This is a genomic window from Geodermatophilus sp. URMC 64 (assembly GCF_053502555.1).
Genome location: NZ_CP199955.1, coordinates 1,545,317 through 1,560,850, shown reverse-complemented (window position 1 = coordinate 1,560,850; position 15,534 = coordinate 1,545,317). Strand labels below are relative to the sequence as shown.

Genomic DNA, 15,534 nt, shown 5'->3' with positions numbered 1-15,534 from the left:
AGAGTCTGGACCTGCGCCTTTCCCGGGGCAAGGCGACGGCGGTCAGCCCTCCCCCCGCAGCTCCTCGAGCCGGGCCAGCGCCCGGTCGCGGGCGCCGGCCGCCTCCGCGGCCCGCCGTCCGGCCGACTGCCGCCGCCGCTGGGCGCGCGAGAGCTGGCCCTCCACCGACGTGGTCTCCTGCCGGGTGCGGGCGAGCTCGTCCATCAGCTCCTCGATCCGGTTCTGCAGCTCCTTGTGCCGGGCGTCGAGCTCGTCGACCCGCGCCTGCTCCCGCTCGAGGGCGGCCGCGGCCTCCTCCGCCACCTCGGCCGCGTCGTCGGCGGCCTCCTGCGCCTCCGCGAGCTCCCGCCGGCGGCGCTCCTCGGCCTCCCGGCGGGCGGCCTCCTCCTCGCGCCGGCGCCTCTCCTCCGCGGCGCGCCGGCGGTCCTCCGCCGTCGTCCGCTGCTTCGGCGTCGGCGCCTCGGGCGCGGGTGCCGCCGTCCCCCGCTCGGGCGGGCGGACCACCCGGAGGTCCGGTCGCTGCCCCGTGCCCAGCCCGCTGTAGGACAGCGGCGCGGTGAGCCGGCCGGAGAGCACCGCCTCCCCCGCGTCGGGGTCGGCCATCGCCGCGCGCAGCGTCTCCTCGACCTGCCCGGTGACCCCGCTGCTCACCGGGTGCCCGCGCTGGCGGGTCAGCGCCACGACCTGCCGGCTGAGCGCGGCCAGCAGCTGGTTGCGCTGCACGGACAGCGCGCGCAGCTGGTCGCCGGCCAGGTTCTCCTGCGCCTCGCGGAGCAACCCGCCGAGCTCGACCAGCCCCTCGATCTCGTCCCGGTGGGCGCGGACGAGCACGTTGACCGCCCACGCGGCCAGGGACGGCTTGGGCAGCGTGGAGATCGACTTGGCCAGCACGCGGTCGCCCTCGGCGCGCGCCTCCTCCTCCCGCGTGCGGCGGGTGGCGGTGAACTCCTCCGGCGGGACGCCGTAGAGCTCGTCGGCCACCTCGTCGAAGTCCACGGCGTCCCTCCCGTCCGGCGCTGCCGCCGACCCTGTCATGCCCGGGCAGATCCTCGGACGTTGCAGCGTTGGCCCGCGCGAGGGTTTGCTTCCGGCATCCCCCGAGAGGAGTACACGTGAGGCCCTGCGGCCACCTCGACGCGATCCGCCCCGACGTCACCCCCAGCACGACGGAGGGCTGCACCGACTGCCTGGCGATCGGCGAGCGCAACTGGGTGCACCTGCGGGAGTGCCTCACCTGCGGCCACGTGGCCTGCTGCGACTCCTCGCCGCGCCGGCACGCGACGGCGCACTTCCGGGACAGCGCGCACCCGGTCATCCGCTCGTTCCAGCCGGGCGAGGACTGGCGCTGGTGCTACGTCGACGAAGCGATCGTCTGAAGGAGGCCCGCGATGGAGGGGCTGCCGCTCATCGGCCTGCTGGTCGGGGCGTTCGCCGTCACCGCCGTGGCGCGGCGGGTGAACGTCTCGGCGCCGTTGCTGCTCGTCGTCGTCGGCCTCGCGGCGTCCTTCGTCCCCGGCATACCGGACTACGCGATCGACCCCGACCTGATCCTGCTGCTGGTGCTGCCGCCGCTGCTCTACTCGGCGGCGCTGGACAGCTCCTACCTCCGCATCCGCGACAACGTGCGCACGATCGGCCTGCTCGCCGTGGGCCTGGTCCTGGTCACGACCGCGGTCGTGGGGCTGGCCGCCTGGTGGCTGGTGCCGGGCCTGCCGCTGACCTCGGCCCTTGTGCTGGGCGCGGTGGTGGCGCCGCCGGACGCGGTGGCCGCCACCGCGGTCGGCCGCCGGCTGGGGCTGCCGCGGCGGATCATGACCATCCTCGGCGGGGAGAGCCTGGTCAACGACGCCACCGCGCTGACCGCGTACAAGGTCGCGGTGGCGCTGGTCATGGGCGCGAGCTACTCGATCCTGCAGGGCCTCGGCGTCTTCGCGCTCGCGGCCGGCGGCGGGGCGCTGATCGGCTGGGCGCTGGGCTGGCTGGTGCACCGGGTGCGGCTGCTGCTGGGCGACGGCGTCCTGGAGAGCGCGCTCGGGCTGCTCGTGCCGTTCATCGGCTACTGGGTCGCCGAGGAGGCGCACGCCTCGGGCGTGCTCGCCGTGGTGATGGCCGGCCTCTACCTCGGCCACCGCGGGCACCAGGCCGACCCGGTGGCCCGGCTGCAGGACCAGGCGGTCTGGCGCGCGGTCGACACCCTGCTCGAGTCGTTCGTCTTCGCCCTCATCGGGCTGCAGCTGCGGGAGGTGACCGCGGCGATCGACAGCGGGCTGGGCCGGCTGACGCTCGTCGGGCTGGTGCTGCTGCTGGTGGCGGTGGTGGTGCGGATCGTCTGGGTCTTCCCGACCACCTATCTGCCGCGCCGGCTCTCCGCCCGGTTGCGGGCGCGCGACCCGTCGCCGGCGTGGCAGGTGCCGGCGGTCATCTCCTGGGCCGGGATGCGCGGCGTCGTGTCGCTGGCCGCGGCCGCCGCCATCCCGCTCGCCACCGACGCGGGCGCCCCCTTCCCCGGCCGCGACGAGATCGTCTACCTGGCGTTCCTCGTCACGGTCGGCACCCTGCTGCTGCAGGGGATGACGCTGCCGGCCGTGATCCGCCGGCTCGCGGTGCGCGGCCGGGAGGACTACACCGACGCGCTGGCCGAGGCGCAGGCGCAGCACGACGCCGCCCGGGCCGCCTCCGCCCGGCTCGACGAGCTGGACGACGGCGACCCGCTGGCCGAGCGCGCGGTCGCCAAGCTGCGGGCCAGCCTCGAGGCGCGGACCAACGCGGCGTGGGAGCGGCTCGGCGGCCCCGACTCCGGCGCGACCCCGAGCGAGGTCTACCGGCGGCTGCGCCGGGAGCTGCTCCTGGCCGAGCGCGAGGTCTTCCTCAGCTACCGCGACGCGCGCCGCATCGACGACGAGGTGTTCCGCCGGATCCAGCGCGAGCTGGACCTGGAGGAGGTCATGCTCGAGCGCGAGTGAGCACCCCGGACCCGGGTCGTTGTGCGCTCAATCACGCGGCCACACTGGAGGCATGCACGAACCCGCTCGTTCCGCATCGGTGCCCGGCTCGATGCGGTCCTTCCTCCTCCGGACGGCGCTCGTGGTCGTCGTCCTCGGCGTGCTTCCCGTCGCCTGGGACGCCCCGCTGATCTGGCAGGTGCTCGGCCCGGTCGTCGCGGCGGCGCTGGCCGGGCGCGCCGCCGTCCTGGTCTGGCAAACCGCGTTCAGCACCGATCCGCGGCACCTGACCCCGGCCGGCTGACCGCCGGGCAGACGCGCAGCAGCCCCGGACCGCCTCCGCGGTCCGGGGCTGCTGCGTGCCGGGGCTAGCCGAAGACCACCACCGCGAAGACGGTGCAGATCACCAGCCCGGCGACCACGGGGAGGAAGCAGCGACGGGCCAGTTCGACCGCCGGGACCCGGACGAAGCCCGCGACCGCGAGCAGCGAGGACCAGGCGACCAGCGTGCCGCCGCCGGACCAGATGTTGCCCATCTGGCCGATCGCGGCCAGCGTCGGGCTGCTGACGCCGGCGCCGTCGGCCAGCGAGCCGGCCAGCGAGCCGGTCAGGGGCAGACCCGAGAAACCGGAACCCTCGAGGCCGGCGATCATGCCGACGATCAGGATGCCGAAGGCGGTGATCAGCCCGTTGGCCGGCAGCTGGTTCTGGCCGGCGACGACCAGGTCGTACAGGAACGCCGGGCCGGTCGCGTCCTCGCCGAGGCTCATGATCTGAGCGGAGAAGTCACCGTTGCCGAGGAAGAAGAACCCGGCGATCGGCAGGACGACGCCCATGGCCTTGAAGGCGAACACCAGGCCGTCGACGATGTGCTCGGCCGACGACTCCAGGAACGTCGAGCGGTTCCGGGCGAACGCGGCGCCGAACATCGTGATCAGCGCGATGCCGCCGACCAGCGCCGCCGCGTCGCCACCCTGAAGGTCCGGCACCGAGTCGGACACGCTGGCGACGATCAGGTAGACGATCAGCGCCAGGTAGGCCACCGGCACGAACAGCGCGAAGAACTTCGACGCCGCAGGCTTGTCGGCCGGGGTGATGCTGTGCTGCTCCGCGGGCACCGGCTCACCGGCCGGGGTGCCGCGCAGCGCGACGCCGTGACCGACGATGTGCTGCTCGGCCGGCTCCACCGGGGCGGAGATGCGCGCCGCGGAACCGACGCCGACCAGCTCGCGTTCCTCGGTCGCGACCGTGCCGCCGCCACCGCCCGCCGGGCCGGTGACCGGACCGGTCCCCGATCCGCCGGCGCCCCCGCCGGAGCTCGCCGCGACACCCGTGCCGCCCGCGAGCGGGTCCTCGTCGATGATCTCCTCGGCGTCGGCGACCGGCGTGCCGCGGTCGGCCGCGGTCTCCCAGTCCTCCAGCCACTCGTCCGACGGCCGGCGCATCTTGCGGAACTCCATCGCGTAGCCGATGGCCAGGGCGACGCCGCCGACGATCAGCGAGAGCACGAAGGCGCGGTCGGCGACCACGGTGGCATCGGTGCTGGCCGCGGTCGCGGACAGGCCGGGGGCGACGCGGATGACGTAGTCCGACGAGAGCGCCATGCCCTGGCCGGCGACCGCGACGGTGAAGCCGACGGCCAGCGGCCGCAGGCCGGCGCGGATCGCCACCGGCACGAGCACCGCGCCGATCAGCGGCACCGCCGGGGTCGGCCAGAAGAACAGCGAGATGAAGTACGTGACGATCACCAGCGTCCAGAACGCCAGGTGCCCGTTGCGCATGACCTTGCGGAACGGCGCAACCATCCGCCGGTCGGCGCCGAGCCCCTCGAGCGACCGCAGCATCGCGGTGACCATGGCGATGATCAGGAAGATGCTGAACAGGCTCGTCGCCGCGACGAGGCTCGCGTTGAACACCGAGGAGAGCCCGGTAGCCAGACTTCCCGTGTACACCAGCGCGGTGAGGAACGTGGCGACCACGGCGGGCACCACGATGTTCTTGCGCAGGATCATCGTGGCCAGGATGACGACCACCCCGGCCAGGAAGACCCAGTGCGCTGCTGTCAGTTGCATGGTTGCCCCAATACGGGAGAGCCAATGTGATGGTGCATCAAGGTCGTCGATGCGCAGCCGCTGCACCATGAGCGATGTGCACACTCCGCAGGGCTCCTGATGTGCAGCCTGCCGTAGGCGCGTTCCGAGACGGTTTGTAACGCTGGCCACCGTTCGGAGGACGGAGGACGGCGGTGCCGGAGACGACGACCCAGCAGGTCGAGCGGACGACGGCGGTCCCCACAGCCCCGCCCGCGATCCACCGGGGGCTGCTGCTCACCGCGCTGCTGGGCGCGACGGTGCTCGGCACGATCAGCAACAACATCGTGAACGTACCGCTGCGGCAGATCACGGCCGACTTCGCCGCACCGGTCACGCAGGGCGTCCTCGTCGCCTCGGCCTCGGTCCTCGTGCTCGCCGTCGCCATGCCGCTGACCGGCTGGATCAGCGACCGGCTCGGCCGCCGGCGCACGCTGCTGCTCGCGCTCACCGTGCTGCTGGTCGGCACCGTCGGCGCCGCGCTGGCCCCGACGCTGGGCCTCATGGTGGCCAGCCGCGCGCTGCAGGGGCTGGGCTGCGCCGCCGTCCCGACGGCGGTGATGGGGACGCTGGCCCGCCGCTGGCCGGCGCACCAGCGCAGCCGGGTGATGGGGGCGTGGGGCGCGGCCAACGGGATCGGCCAGGCGATCGGCCCGCCGATCGGCGGCCTGGTCGCCGACGCGTTCGGCTGGCGGGCGATCTTCGGTGCGCTCGTCCCGGTGACGCTGGCCGTGCTCGCGCTGGCCTGGCGGGTGCTGCCCCGCGACAGCGGGCAGCGGGCGCCGATCGACGGCCTCGGCGCCGGGTCGCTCACCGTCGGCGTCGCGCTGCTGATGACCGCGGTGACCGCGGCGCCGCAGCCGGGTGTGCCGCCGTGGCTGCCCGTGGCCGGTGCCGTCGCCGGGCTGCTCGCGCTGGTCGTGTTCGTGCGGACCGGGCTGCGCAGCGCGGCGCCGTTCATCGACCCGCGGCTCCTGGTGGAACTGCGCTGGCTGCGCAGCGCCGCCGGGGTGTTCGTGCAGCAGAGCAGTCTCGCCGCCGTCCTGGTGGCGGTGCCGCTGTACCTGACCGGCGTGACCGGGCTGTCCGCGACCGTGACGGGGCTGCTCGTGTTCGCGCTGCCGCTGGTCTGGGCCGTCCTGGCGCCGGTCGTCGGTGTGCTGGCCGACCGGGTGGGCCCCCGGCCGGTGCTGCGCACCGGGCTGGCGCTCCTGGTGCTGGTCGATGCCGGGCTGGCCGTGGTCCTCGGGGCGGGGACGACGCGGCTGCTGCCGGTGGTGGCCCTGCTCGTCGCCGCGGGCGTGGGGATCGCGCTGGTGCAGACGCCGGCGCTGACCGGAGCCACCCGATCGCCCGCCGGGCAGCGCGGCACCGGGCTGGGGCTGTTCAACATGATGCGGTTCGTCGGGGCCGCGATCGGCACGGCCGGGGTCGCGGCCGCCTGGCCGGACGGGCTGGCCTGGCTGTTCGGCGGCGCCGCCGCGGTGGCCGCCGCCGGCCTGGTGCTCAGCTTCCTCGGCCGCGAGATGCCCGACGCTGCCTAGACCGGGCTGACCACGCGGTCGACCTCGGCCGTGGTGCTCGCCAGCAGGTCGAGGGTGTGCGCCAGCCAGACGGCGAACTGGTTCTCGGCCTGGCGCAGGTCCATGCCGAGGAGCCGGGAGGCGCGGTCGAGCTTGTAGAGCATCGTGTTGCGGTGGATGTGCAGGTCCCGGGAGGCGGCGTTGACGTTGCCGCCGCTGGCCACGTAGGCGAGCACGGCGGACTCCAGGTCGCCGGCACCCGGGTCGCGCAGCGGGGCCAGGATGTCGGCGGCGAAGCTCTGCCCGGTCCGGCTCGACGCGACGTCCTCCAGCACGGCGTGCACGCGCAGCTCCTGGTAGCCGGCGACCGGCGGCAGGCCGAGCCGCTGCTGCAGGCCGTGGGCCATCCGTGCCTCGCGGTAGCTGTCGGGGATCGCCAGCGCGCCGACGACCGGGCGCCCGTAGGTGACGCGCACCGGCCGGCCGGCCTGGTCCTTGCGGCGGGACAGGTACTTGTGCAGCGCGGCGGCGTACTCCGCCACGCCGGCGGTCGCGGCGTCCGGCGTCCCCATCGTCCCGCGGCGGGCGACCTCCCGGACGACGACCAGCACGTCACCCACCATCGCCGCCTGGGTGTGCCGCTCCTGCTCCGGCAGCAGCCGGGCGGCCTGGATCGCCACGTTCTGCAGCCGGGCCGGTGAGTCGGCGTCCCCGGGCAGCGTGATCCCGGAGGCGACGAGGACGCCGAACCACGACCGGACCGGGAACTCGTAGTGCGCCGCGCGGGCGGCGATGTCCTCGACGGTCGCGAAGCGGCCGTGCAGCAGGCCGTGCACGAAGTCGCCGCGGGCCTGCTCCTTGGCCCGCTGCACGCTGCGCAGCCGCAGCATCTCGGTGCCGATGATCGGCGCGGCCTGCTCGACGAGCACCCGGTGCTCCGCGAGGTCGTGCGGATGCGGGTCGTCGCTGTCCTCGAGCAGCAGGATCCAGCCGTCGTGGCGGCCGCCGAGCACGATGGGGGTGAGCACGCAGGCCAGCTCCCGCTCGCCGAGGCGGAGCTCCTCGACCCGCGGGTGCAGCTCCTCGGGCGGTCCCTGGGTGCCGAGCGCCGCGGTCTGCTCCGCGAACGCGCGGGCGAGGTCGGCGGGCTCCACCGAGCGCGGCTGCCGCTGCTCCAGCGCCGCCAGCGTGCCGTGGCTGTCGAAGACGGCGACCGGCCGCTGGCTCATCCGGGACATCTGGCTGCACAGGGCGGTGAGCTCCGCGCCCCGGTAGAGCAGCTCCGCCAGCGCGCGGTGCACGGTCAGCCCGTAACGCAGGACGTGCGTCTCGCGCGCGAGGGTGAGGTCGGCGACCAGCCGGTTGATCGCGGCGAACGGCACGGTGTCGGCCGTGGTGACCAGCGGCAGCAGGCACGCGGCCTCGGCGTCCTCCGGGCCGGGCGCGTGCCCGTCGACGAGCAGCGCCGCGGCACCGCGCGCGGTCAGTGTCTTCGCTGCGGCGGCGAGCGAGACGCCGTCGTCGGCCAGCTCGGCGGAGTGGGCGTGGACGAGCACGCCGGAGAGGGGGTCGTCCTGCTTCGCCGCGACGGACCAGGGGGCGACCCACTCGAGCCGGGTCACCGCGCCGGCCCGCCCGGCGTGGATCCGGGCCCGCCGCAGGACGGGCTCCTGGAGCAGTCGCGCGAGGGTCAGCGCGTCGTCCGAGTAGCTGTGCGGCATGGCACTCCCTGGGTCACAGTGCACAACCACCAGCGGCTGCGAGACGGCAGTCTCACCATTGCCGCGCCGGTCGTCCAGCCCCGATGGTGGTCCCACGCTTTCGTGTCATCCCTCGCGGGTGGCAGTCGACCCGGCCCCGGCCGGAGGAGGAGTACGCCGTGCGCCAGATCTACCGGATCGATCTCGACGACGCCCTGCCGATGCTGCAGGCAGCGCGGGCCAAGGCCGAGGAGATCGGCGTCAAGCAGACGATCTGCATCTGCGACGACGGCGGCAACGTGCTCGCGCTGCACCGGCTGCCCGGCGCCCGGCTGACCGGCGTGGAGATCTCGATGGCCAAGGCGTTCACCGCGGCCGGCCACGAGCGCGCCACGCACCTGTTCAACGAGCCGCCGAACGGGCCGGCCCTGCCGGGCAACGAGGCCTTCGGCATCTCCCACATGCTGCCGGGCAAGTTCGCCATCTTCGTCGGCGGCTTCCCGATCGTCCACGAGGGCCAGATCGTCGGCGCCGTCGGCGTCAGCGGCGGCAACGGCGAGCAGGACAAGGCCGTGGGCGCCGCCGCGCTGGAGGCCTTCGCCCAGCACGTCGCGGCGGTCGGCACCTCCGCCTGACGCGTCCCGTGCGCTGTCGCGATCGGGGTCCGGTCGCGACGGCGCACGGTCAGGACGGCGCGACGACGGCGGCGACGAGCTCCACCTCGACCGGCGCGCCCGACGGCAGGGTCCGGACGCCGACCGCGCTGCGCGCCACCGCGCCGCGCTCGCCCAGCCGCTCCTGCAGCACCACCGAGGCGCCGTCGGCGACCGCCGAGTGCGCGGTGAACCCGTCGACCGCGGCGATGAAGACGGTCATCTTCAGCGCGCGGGTGATGCCGGCCAGCCCGACCGCCTCGACCAGCGCGGTCACCGCGTTGCCCGCCGCCAGGCCGGCCGCCTCCCGCGCCGCGGCGACGTCGAGGTCGCGGCCGACCACGCCGCTCACCACGAGCTCGCCGTGCCGGCGGGGGGTCATGCCCGCGGTGAACGCCAGCCCGCCGTGCACCACGGCCGGCACGTAGGCGCCCTGCGGCGGGACGGCGGTCAGCTCAGACACAACGCACCTCAGACACAACGCACCTCAGACACAACGCACCTCGGACACATCGCACCTCAGACACATCGCACCTCAGACACCCAGCGCCACCCCGTCCTGGCGCGGGTCGGCCGCCCCGGCGAGCACGCCGCGGTCGAGGTCGACCGAGATCACCAGCGCGCTGCCGCCGGCGCCCCACTCCCCCACCTCACGCACGTCGTGCCCGCGCGCGGCCAGCCCGGCGAGCACGTCGGCGCCGAGCCGGGTCTCGCACTGCAGCGTCTCGGGGCTGCCGAGCGCGTCGGCGTCGCTGCCGGGGTGCACGGTGGTCCGCGGGGCGGCGACCGCCTCGGCCGGGTCCAGCCCGCCGTCGACCAGGTGCGCGAGCAGCTGCATGTTCCACTGCACCTGCCCGTCGCCGCCGGGGGTGTTGCCGACGTGCCGCAACCCCCGCGCGTCGGTGGCCAGCCAGGCGTTGAGGGTGTGCAGCGGCTTGCGCCGCGGCGCGAGCGCGTTCGGGTGGCCCGGCAGCAGGTACGTGCCGCGGCCCAGCCGGTTGTTCAGCGCGATCCCGGTGCCGGGGATCGAGATGCGGGCGCCGAAGGTGAACGCCAGCGACGAGATCGCGCTGACCGCGCGGCCGTCGCCGTCCACGGCGACGCAGCTGGTGGTGTCGCCCGCCACGCCGAGGCCGCCGACGACCGCCGGCTCCCCGGCCAGCTCCGCGCGGGCCTGCCGCAGCGTCTCCTCGGCGAGCAGGAGGCGCCAGGCGTCGGTGTCGGCGGCGCACCGCTCGTACCGGTCCCGGAACGCCCGGCGGGCGGCCAGCGCCAGGAGGTGGACCTGCTCGGCGGCAGGGCGCCCGGCCAGCCGGCCGTCGAGGAGGCCGGCCTGCTGCAGCACCATCCAGCCCGGGGTCGGCGGCGGGGTCTGGTGGACGACGACGTCGCCGTAGGGGGCGCTGATCGCGTCCTCGACCGGGACGTCGCCGCCGCACGCCCACTCGTCGCCGGAGAACCCCGCGCCGCCGTCCCGCAGCACGGCCACCGCCCGCTCGGCGAACCCGCCGCGGTACAGCGACCGGGGGCGCCGGGCGAGCCGCTCGATGCTGTCGGCGAGCTCCGGCGCGGGCAGCCGGTCGCCGACCGACGGCACCCGCCCGCCGGGCAGCAGCCACCGCGCCAGCCCGTCGTCGGCGGCCAGCGCGCCGGCGTGCTCGTCGATGTCGCGCCGGTTCTTCGCGGTGCACGGCAGCCCGGTGCGCGCCGCGGCCGCCGCCGGTGCCCACAGCTCGGCCAGCGACCGGGTGCCGCCGGCCGCGTGCAGCGTCGCGAGCGCGCCGATCGCCCCGGGCGTGGCCACGGCCAGCGGCCCCGTCGTCGGCAGCGCGGTCAGGCCGCGGTCGAGGTAGCTCTCCGCGGAGGCGCCGTCCGGGCCGAAGCCGCTGCCGTTGACCGTCCACACGCGGCCGTCCGGCTCGCGGACGACGGCGAACGCGTCCCCGCCGATCCCGCACTGGCCGGGCAACGCCAGCCAGGACAGCGCGGTCATCGCGAGGACGGCGTCCACGGCGGTCCCGCCGTCGGCGAGCACCCGCGCACCGACGGCGCTGACCGCCGGGGAGCTGCTGCTGACCATGCCCCCCGTGGCCAGCGTCGGTGTGCGGACCGGACCCCAGGAGGCCGGCCAGCTCATGCCGACGGAGGCTTGCGGCGGCGCGGGCCGCCCTCGAGCACGTCGCGCTGGGAGAGACCGACCAGCACCTGGCCGTCCTCCTCGCGCACCGGGTAGGTGCGGATCGGCTCGGTCGCGGGCGGCTGGATGGGCGCGCCGGTCTCCAGGTCGAACACGCTGTTGTGGCACGAGCAGCGGATGCCGTCGTCCTGGAGCTTGCCCGAGGAGAGCAGGCAGTCCAGGTGCGTGCAGTAGTTGGAGGTGGCGTACGCGCGGCCGTCGAGCCGGGCCACCGCCAGCTCCACCTGGCCGTGCGACGTCTCGGCGTAGAACCGCCGGACGTACCCCTCGGGCACCTGCCCCTTGCGGCAGATGCGGATGAACTCGCACTCGGTGCCGGCGGCGGCGAGCTCGGCGTCGCTGACCGGCGTCTCGGGGGCGGTCATGCGCTCAGGTAGACGGTCTTGTCGACCGTGTAGAAGGCCATCATCGATTCCCCTGCCTGTTCCTTCGAGGTCTGGGTGCTGCTGTGCTTCAGGCCGCCGAACGGCGCGTTCATGGCCTGTCCGGTGGTCGGCTGGTTGACCTTCACCAGGCCGGCGGTGACCCGGCGGGCGAAGGTGAGCGCGCGGCCGACGTCGGCGGTGACGATGCCCGCCGAGAGGCCGAAGCGGGTGGCGTCGGCCAGCCGGAGCGCGTCGTCGAGGTCGCCGGCCCGCAGCACCGCCAGCACCGGGCCGAAGACCTCCTCGGTGGCCAGCTCGGAGGCCGGGTCGACGTCGGTGAACACCGCCGGCCGCACGAAGTGGCCGTGGGCCAGCTCGCTCGCGGCGAGGTCCTGCACGTCGTCGTCCGGCCCGCCGGCCACCAGGGTGGCGCCGTCGTCGAGCGCGCGCGAGACGTAGCCGAGCACCGTCTCCTTCTGCCGCTCGGTCGCCTGCGGGCCGAGGTCGACACCGGGCGCCAGCCCGGGGCCGACCCGCAGCGCCCGCGCCTTCGCGGCGAGCCGGTCGACCAGGGCGTCGTGGACGGCGTCGTGCACGATGACCCGGCTGGTGCCGGTGCACGCCTGACCCGAGAGCCCGAACGCGCCCTTGGCGATGAGCGCCGCGGCGCGGTCCAGGTCGGCGTCCTCCAGGACGACGACCGGGTTCTTGCCCCCCATCTCCAGCTGGGTGCGCCGGCTCGCGGGCACCGCGCGGTGGATCGCCTCCCCCACCGCCGTCGACCCGGTGAACGTGACCGCGTCGACCCGCTCGTCGGCGACCAGCGCCTGCGCGACCTCCGCGCCGCCGTGCAGCACCGCGATGGCGCCGGCCGGCAGCCCGCCCTCGAGCAGCGCGTCGACCAGCCGCTGGCCGAGCAGCGGGGTGACGTCGCTGGGCTTGAAGACGACGCCGTTGCCGGCGGCGAGCGCCGGGCCGAGCTTGCGGGAAGGGATGTTGAGCGGGAAGTTCCACGGGGTGATCGCGGCGACCACACCGACCGGACCGCGCATCGTGAACACCAGGCTGCCGTCGCCGGTGGGCAGCGTGACCCCGGCGGTGCGCAGCGCCTCGCCCGCGTAGAAGCGCAGGTTCATCGGCGTGCGCGAGACCTCCATGGTGGCCTCGGCGCGGGTCTTGCCCTCCTCGCGGACGAGCTCCTCGATGAGCGTGTCGCGCTGCCCCTCGAGCACGTCCGCGGCGGCCTCGAGCACCTTGCCGCGCTGCTCGGGCGCGGTGTCGGCCCACTGCTGCCAGCCTGCGGCCACGGCGGAGACCGCGGCGTCGGCGTCCTTGGCGTCGGACTCGGGGAAGGTGCTGACCACCTCCCGGACGTCGGCCGGGTTGCGCCGCTCGCGGGTGCGGCCGGTGACCGACTCGACCCAGGCCCCGTCGACGAGGTTGCGCACGGTGGCGGCCATCAGACGCCCACCTCCTCCTGCTCGAGGAGCTCCTCCAGCTCGACGGACTCGTCGGCCAGCTGCTCCGGGCGGACGCCGATCTCCAGGTCGATCAGCTCGCGGGCGACGGAGATGTCTTCGCCGCGCTCGATGGTCGCGGCGCCGACGACGACGGCGTCGCGCAGCCAGAAGACCGAGCCGTCCAGCTCGGCGAGGTCGCCGCGGGTCACCGCGACGTCGTCCGGCCGGATGCCGCCCAGGCCCAGACCCTGGACGTTCACGTCGTACTGGTCGGTCCAGAACCAGTGCGGGTCGGCGAAGGTCCTGGCCCGTCCGGCGAGGGTCGACGCGATCGCCTGCGCCTGCTGCTGGGCGACGTCGACGTGCTCGACGCGGATCCGCCCGTAGCGGGGGTGGTCGTGCGCCGCGACGTCGCCGGCCGCGAACACGGTGGGCACCGAGGTGCGGCCGTGCGCGTCGACCTCGACGCCGTTGCCGACGGCCAGCCCGGAGCGCAGGGCGACGTCGATGTTCGGCTCGATGCCGATGCAGACGACGAGGTCGTCGACGGTCTCGATGCCGTGGTCGGTGTGCACGTCGACGCCACCGGCTCCCGGCCGGACGGCGCTGACCGGACGGCCGAGCCGCAGGTCGACCCCGCGGCGGCGGTGCAGCTCGGTGACCGCGGCCCCGATGCCGGCGCCGAGCACGCGGGCCAGCAGCACCGGGTCGAGGTCGAAGACGACGGCCTCGGCGCCGCGGGTGATCGCCGCGGCGGCGATCTCGGTGCCGAGGAAGCCGCCGCCGAGGACGCCGATCCGCCGTCCGGGGGCGAGCCGCTCGCGCAGCCGGTCGCTGTCGGCGAGCGTGCGGACGGTGTGCACGCGGTCGCCGTCGACGCCGGGCAGCCGGCGCGGGCGGCCGCCGGTGGCCAGGACGACGAGGTCGGCGCGGATCGCTCCGCCGTCCTCGAGCAGGACCTCGCCGGTCCCGGCGTCGATGCGGTCGACGGGGCTGCCGGTGCGCAGGGTGACGTCGTTGGCCGCGCACCAGTCGGGGTCGAGCAGCCAGAGGCCGGCGTCCCCGCCGGAGGCGAGCCGCTCCTTGGACAGGTGCGGGCGGTCGTAGGGGCCCACCGGCTCGTCGCCGACGAGGACGACGGGGCCGGCGAAGCCGCGGCGGCGCAGGGTGCGGGCGGCGGAGGCGGCGACGTGGCCGGCGCCGACGACGACCAGGGTCGGCTCGGTCACGACGCGCCCCCGCTGGTGATCGCGGACTCCGCCGTGGTGGGCACGCGCGGGGTGGCCGGGTTCGGGTCGACGAGGACCGCGCCCTCGTCGGTCACCTGGACGGCGTAGGTGGCCAGCTTGCCGTCCTGGTCCTGGGGTTCACCGGTGCGCGGGTCGAACCGCCACTGGTGGCCGGGGCAGATCACCTGCCCGTTGAGCAGGGTGCCCTTCGTGAGGGACTTCTCCTGGTGGATGCAGGTGTCGTCGACGGCGAAGACCTCGTCGTCCACGAGGAACAGCGCGATCGGGCAGCCGCCGACCTGGACCTGCTTGCGCTTGCGGCGGGCGACGTCCTTGAGCTCGGCGACGTGCACCCAGGAGCCGCCGGCGGCCGGGGTGGAGGAGGGGGCGGGGGCGGGCTGGCTCACGGGTGGGCTCCCGGGGGTTGTGCGGGTGGTGATGGCACGAGCGGAGTGCCAGGGACGCCGCTTTCCGCGCTCTGGCACTCCGCTCGGTCGGGGGTGCGGTCAGGCCTCGGTCTTCTGCAGGTCCGGGGCGACGTAGGTGTCGTAGAGCGCGCGGGTGTAGGAGTAGCGCATCTCCGCGCCCCAGCGGACGAACTGCAGGCAGCGCTGCTGCAGCTCCGGAGTGTTGGCGTTCTCCAGGACGATCTGGTAGCCGCGCTCGCCGTGCACCTCGTCGGAGGTGATGTGCAGGTCGAAGAACTCGATCTCGTCCTCGGTGAAGCCGTAGACCTCGCGCAGCGGGACGATCTGCTTCTTGTAGATGCTGGGCACCTGCGACTCGAGGCCGACGATCAGCGCGGCGGTGGAGACCACGAAGTGCTCGCGCATCGCGGTCGCGTAGCACCAGGCCTGCAGACCCCGCGTCACCGCGTTGGCGTTGTTCGGGTCCTCGATCCGCTCGCGCGTGGTGCCGCAGGCCTCGCCGAAGCGGATCAGCAGGTCGGTGTGGCGGATGTCGGCCAGCTCCTCCTCGTACATGTTCTGGAGGAGGAAGTCCTTGGCGTCGGTGAGGGTGTCCGGGGTCTGCGCGTAGATGTAGCCGAGGTAGTCGGCGAACGGGCCGACGTACTGGTAGTGGTTCTCGGCCCAGCGGGCGAAGTGGTGGCGCTCCAGCTGGCCGTCGGCCCACGCCTTGCTGAAGGAGGCGTTCTTGGCCTCGCGGCCCTTGATCGCCTCCTGCAGGGCGGCGCGGAAGTCCTCGGGGCTGAGCAGCTCGGTGCGGTCGAGCATCTGGGTCATGGGATCGCCTTCTCGGGGTCGAGCGGTCGCTGTGTGACCCAAAAGCTAGGGGCGCGCACCCCTCCTCTTTGACGGTCATGCTGCACATGGCTGCGCCGAATCGATGTGCACATGGACCAAGGCAGGCGGAC

At 74.8% G+C, this 15,534-nt stretch carries 15 protein-coding genes; 5 read left to right on the top strand and 10 right to left on the bottom strand.

All coding sequences use genetic code 11. From position 1 onward, the window contains the following. Positions 1–42 precede the first annotated feature (42 nt). Positions 43–996, bottom strand: coding sequence for a hypothetical protein (locus ACWIYF_RS07740; protein ID WP_448627534.1), 954 nt, complete (start codon positions 994–996; stop codon positions 43–45). Positions 997–1,112: 116 nt separating this feature from the next. Between ACWIYF_RS07740 and ACWIYF_RS07735 the strand changes: the two genes are divergently transcribed. From ACWIYF_RS07735 to ACWIYF_RS07725, 3 genes are read left to right on the top strand one after another with little or no spacing between them, the layout of a single operon-like run. Then, positions 1,113–1,376: a UBP-type zinc finger domain-containing protein gene (locus ACWIYF_RS07735; protein WP_448627533.1), complete on the top strand. Its 264-nt coding sequence runs from the start codon at positions 1,113–1,115 to the stop codon at positions 1,374–1,376. Between the two features lie 12 nt (positions 1,377–1,388). After that, positions 1,389–2,963, top strand: a complete 1,575-nt coding sequence (locus ACWIYF_RS07730; RefSeq protein WP_448627532.1) for a Na+/H+ antiporter — start codon at positions 1,389–1,391, stop codon at positions 2,961–2,963. A gap of 52 nt (positions 2,964–3,015) precedes the next feature. Beyond that, positions 3,016–3,246 carry a hypothetical protein gene (locus tag ACWIYF_RS07725; RefSeq protein ID WP_448627531.1) on the top strand — a complete coding sequence of 77 codons (231 nt, stop codon included), beginning with the start codon at positions 3,016–3,018 and terminating at the stop codon, positions 3,244–3,246. A gap of 64 nt (positions 3,247–3,310) precedes the next feature. Here the strand turns inward: ACWIYF_RS07725 and ACWIYF_RS07720 are convergent, their stop codons facing one another. After that, a complete protein-coding gene (locus ACWIYF_RS07720; protein ID WP_448627530.1) occupies positions 3,311–5,014 on the bottom strand; it encodes a hypothetical protein in 1,704 nt (567 codons plus the stop codon). A gap of 173 nt (positions 5,015–5,187) precedes the next feature. On the opposite strand from ACWIYF_RS07720, the gene ACWIYF_RS07715 reads away from it, so the two are divergent. Then, entirely contained in the window at positions 5,188–6,576 is a 1,389-nt protein-coding gene (locus tag ACWIYF_RS07715; protein WP_448627529.1) for an MFS transporter, read from the top strand. Here the strand turns inward: ACWIYF_RS07715 and ACWIYF_RS07710 are convergent. Continuing rightward, entirely contained in the window at positions 6,573–8,276 is a 1,704-nt protein-coding gene (locus tag ACWIYF_RS07710; RefSeq protein ID WP_448627528.1) for a PucR family transcriptional regulator, read from the bottom strand. The two genes, ACWIYF_RS07715 and ACWIYF_RS07710, sit on opposite strands and share 4 nt — an antisense overlap. Before the next feature lie 158 nt (positions 8,277–8,434). Here ACWIYF_RS07710 and ACWIYF_RS07705 point away from each other — a divergent pair, with 158 nt between their 5' ends. Next, a complete protein-coding gene (locus ACWIYF_RS07705; RefSeq protein WP_448627527.1) occupies positions 8,435–8,890 on the top strand; it encodes a GlcG/HbpS family heme-binding protein in 456 nt (151 codons plus the stop codon). Between the two features lie 49 nt (positions 8,891–8,939). On the opposite strand, the gene ACWIYF_RS07700 is transcribed toward ACWIYF_RS07705, so the two are convergent. From ACWIYF_RS07700 to ACWIYF_RS07670, 7 genes are all read right to left on the bottom strand, one after another. Beyond that, positions 8,940–9,371: a RidA family protein gene (locus ACWIYF_RS07700; RefSeq protein ID WP_448627526.1), complete on the bottom strand. Its 432-nt coding sequence runs from the start codon at positions 9,369–9,371 to the stop codon at positions 8,940–8,942. A 72-nt stretch (positions 9,372–9,443) separates the two neighbouring features. Beyond that, a complete protein-coding gene (locus ACWIYF_RS07695) occupies positions 9,444–11,045 on the bottom strand; it encodes a gamma-glutamyltransferase family protein (RefSeq protein WP_448627525.1) in 1,602 nt (533 codons plus the stop codon). Beyond that, entirely contained in the window at positions 11,042–11,470 is a 429-nt protein-coding gene (locus tag ACWIYF_RS07690; protein ID WP_448627524.1) for a Rieske (2Fe-2S) protein, read from the bottom strand. The genes ACWIYF_RS07695 and ACWIYF_RS07690 overlap by 4 nt, the downstream gene beginning before the upstream one ends. After that, entirely contained in the window at positions 11,467–12,930 is a 1,464-nt protein-coding gene (locus tag ACWIYF_RS07685) for an aldehyde dehydrogenase family protein (RefSeq protein WP_448627523.1), read from the bottom strand. Before ACWIYF_RS07685 ends, ACWIYF_RS07690 begins: the two co-directional genes overlap by 4 nt. After that, entirely contained in the window at positions 12,930–14,159 is a 1,230-nt protein-coding gene (locus tag ACWIYF_RS07680; RefSeq protein ID WP_448627522.1) for an NAD(P)/FAD-dependent oxidoreductase, read from the bottom strand. Before ACWIYF_RS07680 ends, ACWIYF_RS07685 begins: the two co-directional genes overlap by 1 nt. Then, on the bottom strand, positions 14,156–14,566 hold the full coding sequence (locus ACWIYF_RS07675) for a Rieske (2Fe-2S) protein (protein ID WP_448627521.1): 411 nt from the start codon (positions 14,564–14,566) through the stop codon (positions 14,156–14,158). The genes ACWIYF_RS07680 and ACWIYF_RS07675 overlap by 4 nt, the downstream gene beginning before the upstream one ends. A gap of 99 nt (positions 14,567–14,665) precedes the next feature. After that, positions 14,666–15,403 (bottom strand): TenA family transcriptional regulator, encoded by a 738-nt coding sequence (locus tag ACWIYF_RS07670; RefSeq protein WP_448627520.1) that lies wholly within the window; start codon positions 15,401–15,403, stop codon positions 14,666–14,668. Positions 15,404–15,534 lie beyond the last annotated feature (131 nt).

Bases quoted from the DNA above. Each gene is read 5' to 3' on its own strand.
- ACWIYF_RS07730 (WP_448627532.1), top strand. From the start codon at position 1,389: ATGGAGGGGCTGCCGCTCATCGGCCTGCTGGTCGGGGCGTTCGCCGTC.
- ACWIYF_RS07725 (WP_448627531.1), top strand. From the start codon at position 3,016: ATGCACGAACCCGCTCGTTCCGCATCGGTGCCCGGCTCGATGCGGTCC.
- ACWIYF_RS07720 (WP_448627530.1), bottom strand. From the start codon at position 5,014: ATGCAACTGACAGCAGCGCACTGGGTCTTCCTGGCCGGGGTGGTCGTC.
- ACWIYF_RS07710 (WP_448627528.1), bottom strand. From the start codon at position 8,276: ATGCCGCACAGCTACTCGGACGACGCGCTGACCCTCGCGCGACTGCTC.
- ACWIYF_RS07695 (WP_448627525.1), bottom strand. From the start codon at position 11,045: ATGAGCTGGCCGGCCTCCTGGGGTCCGGTCCGCACACCGACGCTGGCC.
- ACWIYF_RS07690 (WP_448627524.1), bottom strand. From the start codon at position 11,470: ATGACCGCCCCCGAGACGCCGGTCAGCGACGCCGAGCTCGCCGCCGCC.
- ACWIYF_RS07685 (WP_448627523.1), bottom strand. From the start codon at position 12,930: ATGGCCGCCACCGTGCGCAACCTCGTCGACGGGGCCTGGGTCGAGTCG.
- ACWIYF_RS07670 (WP_448627520.1), bottom strand. From the start codon at position 15,403: ATGACCCAGATGCTCGACCGCACCGAGCTGCTCAGCCCCGAGGACTTC.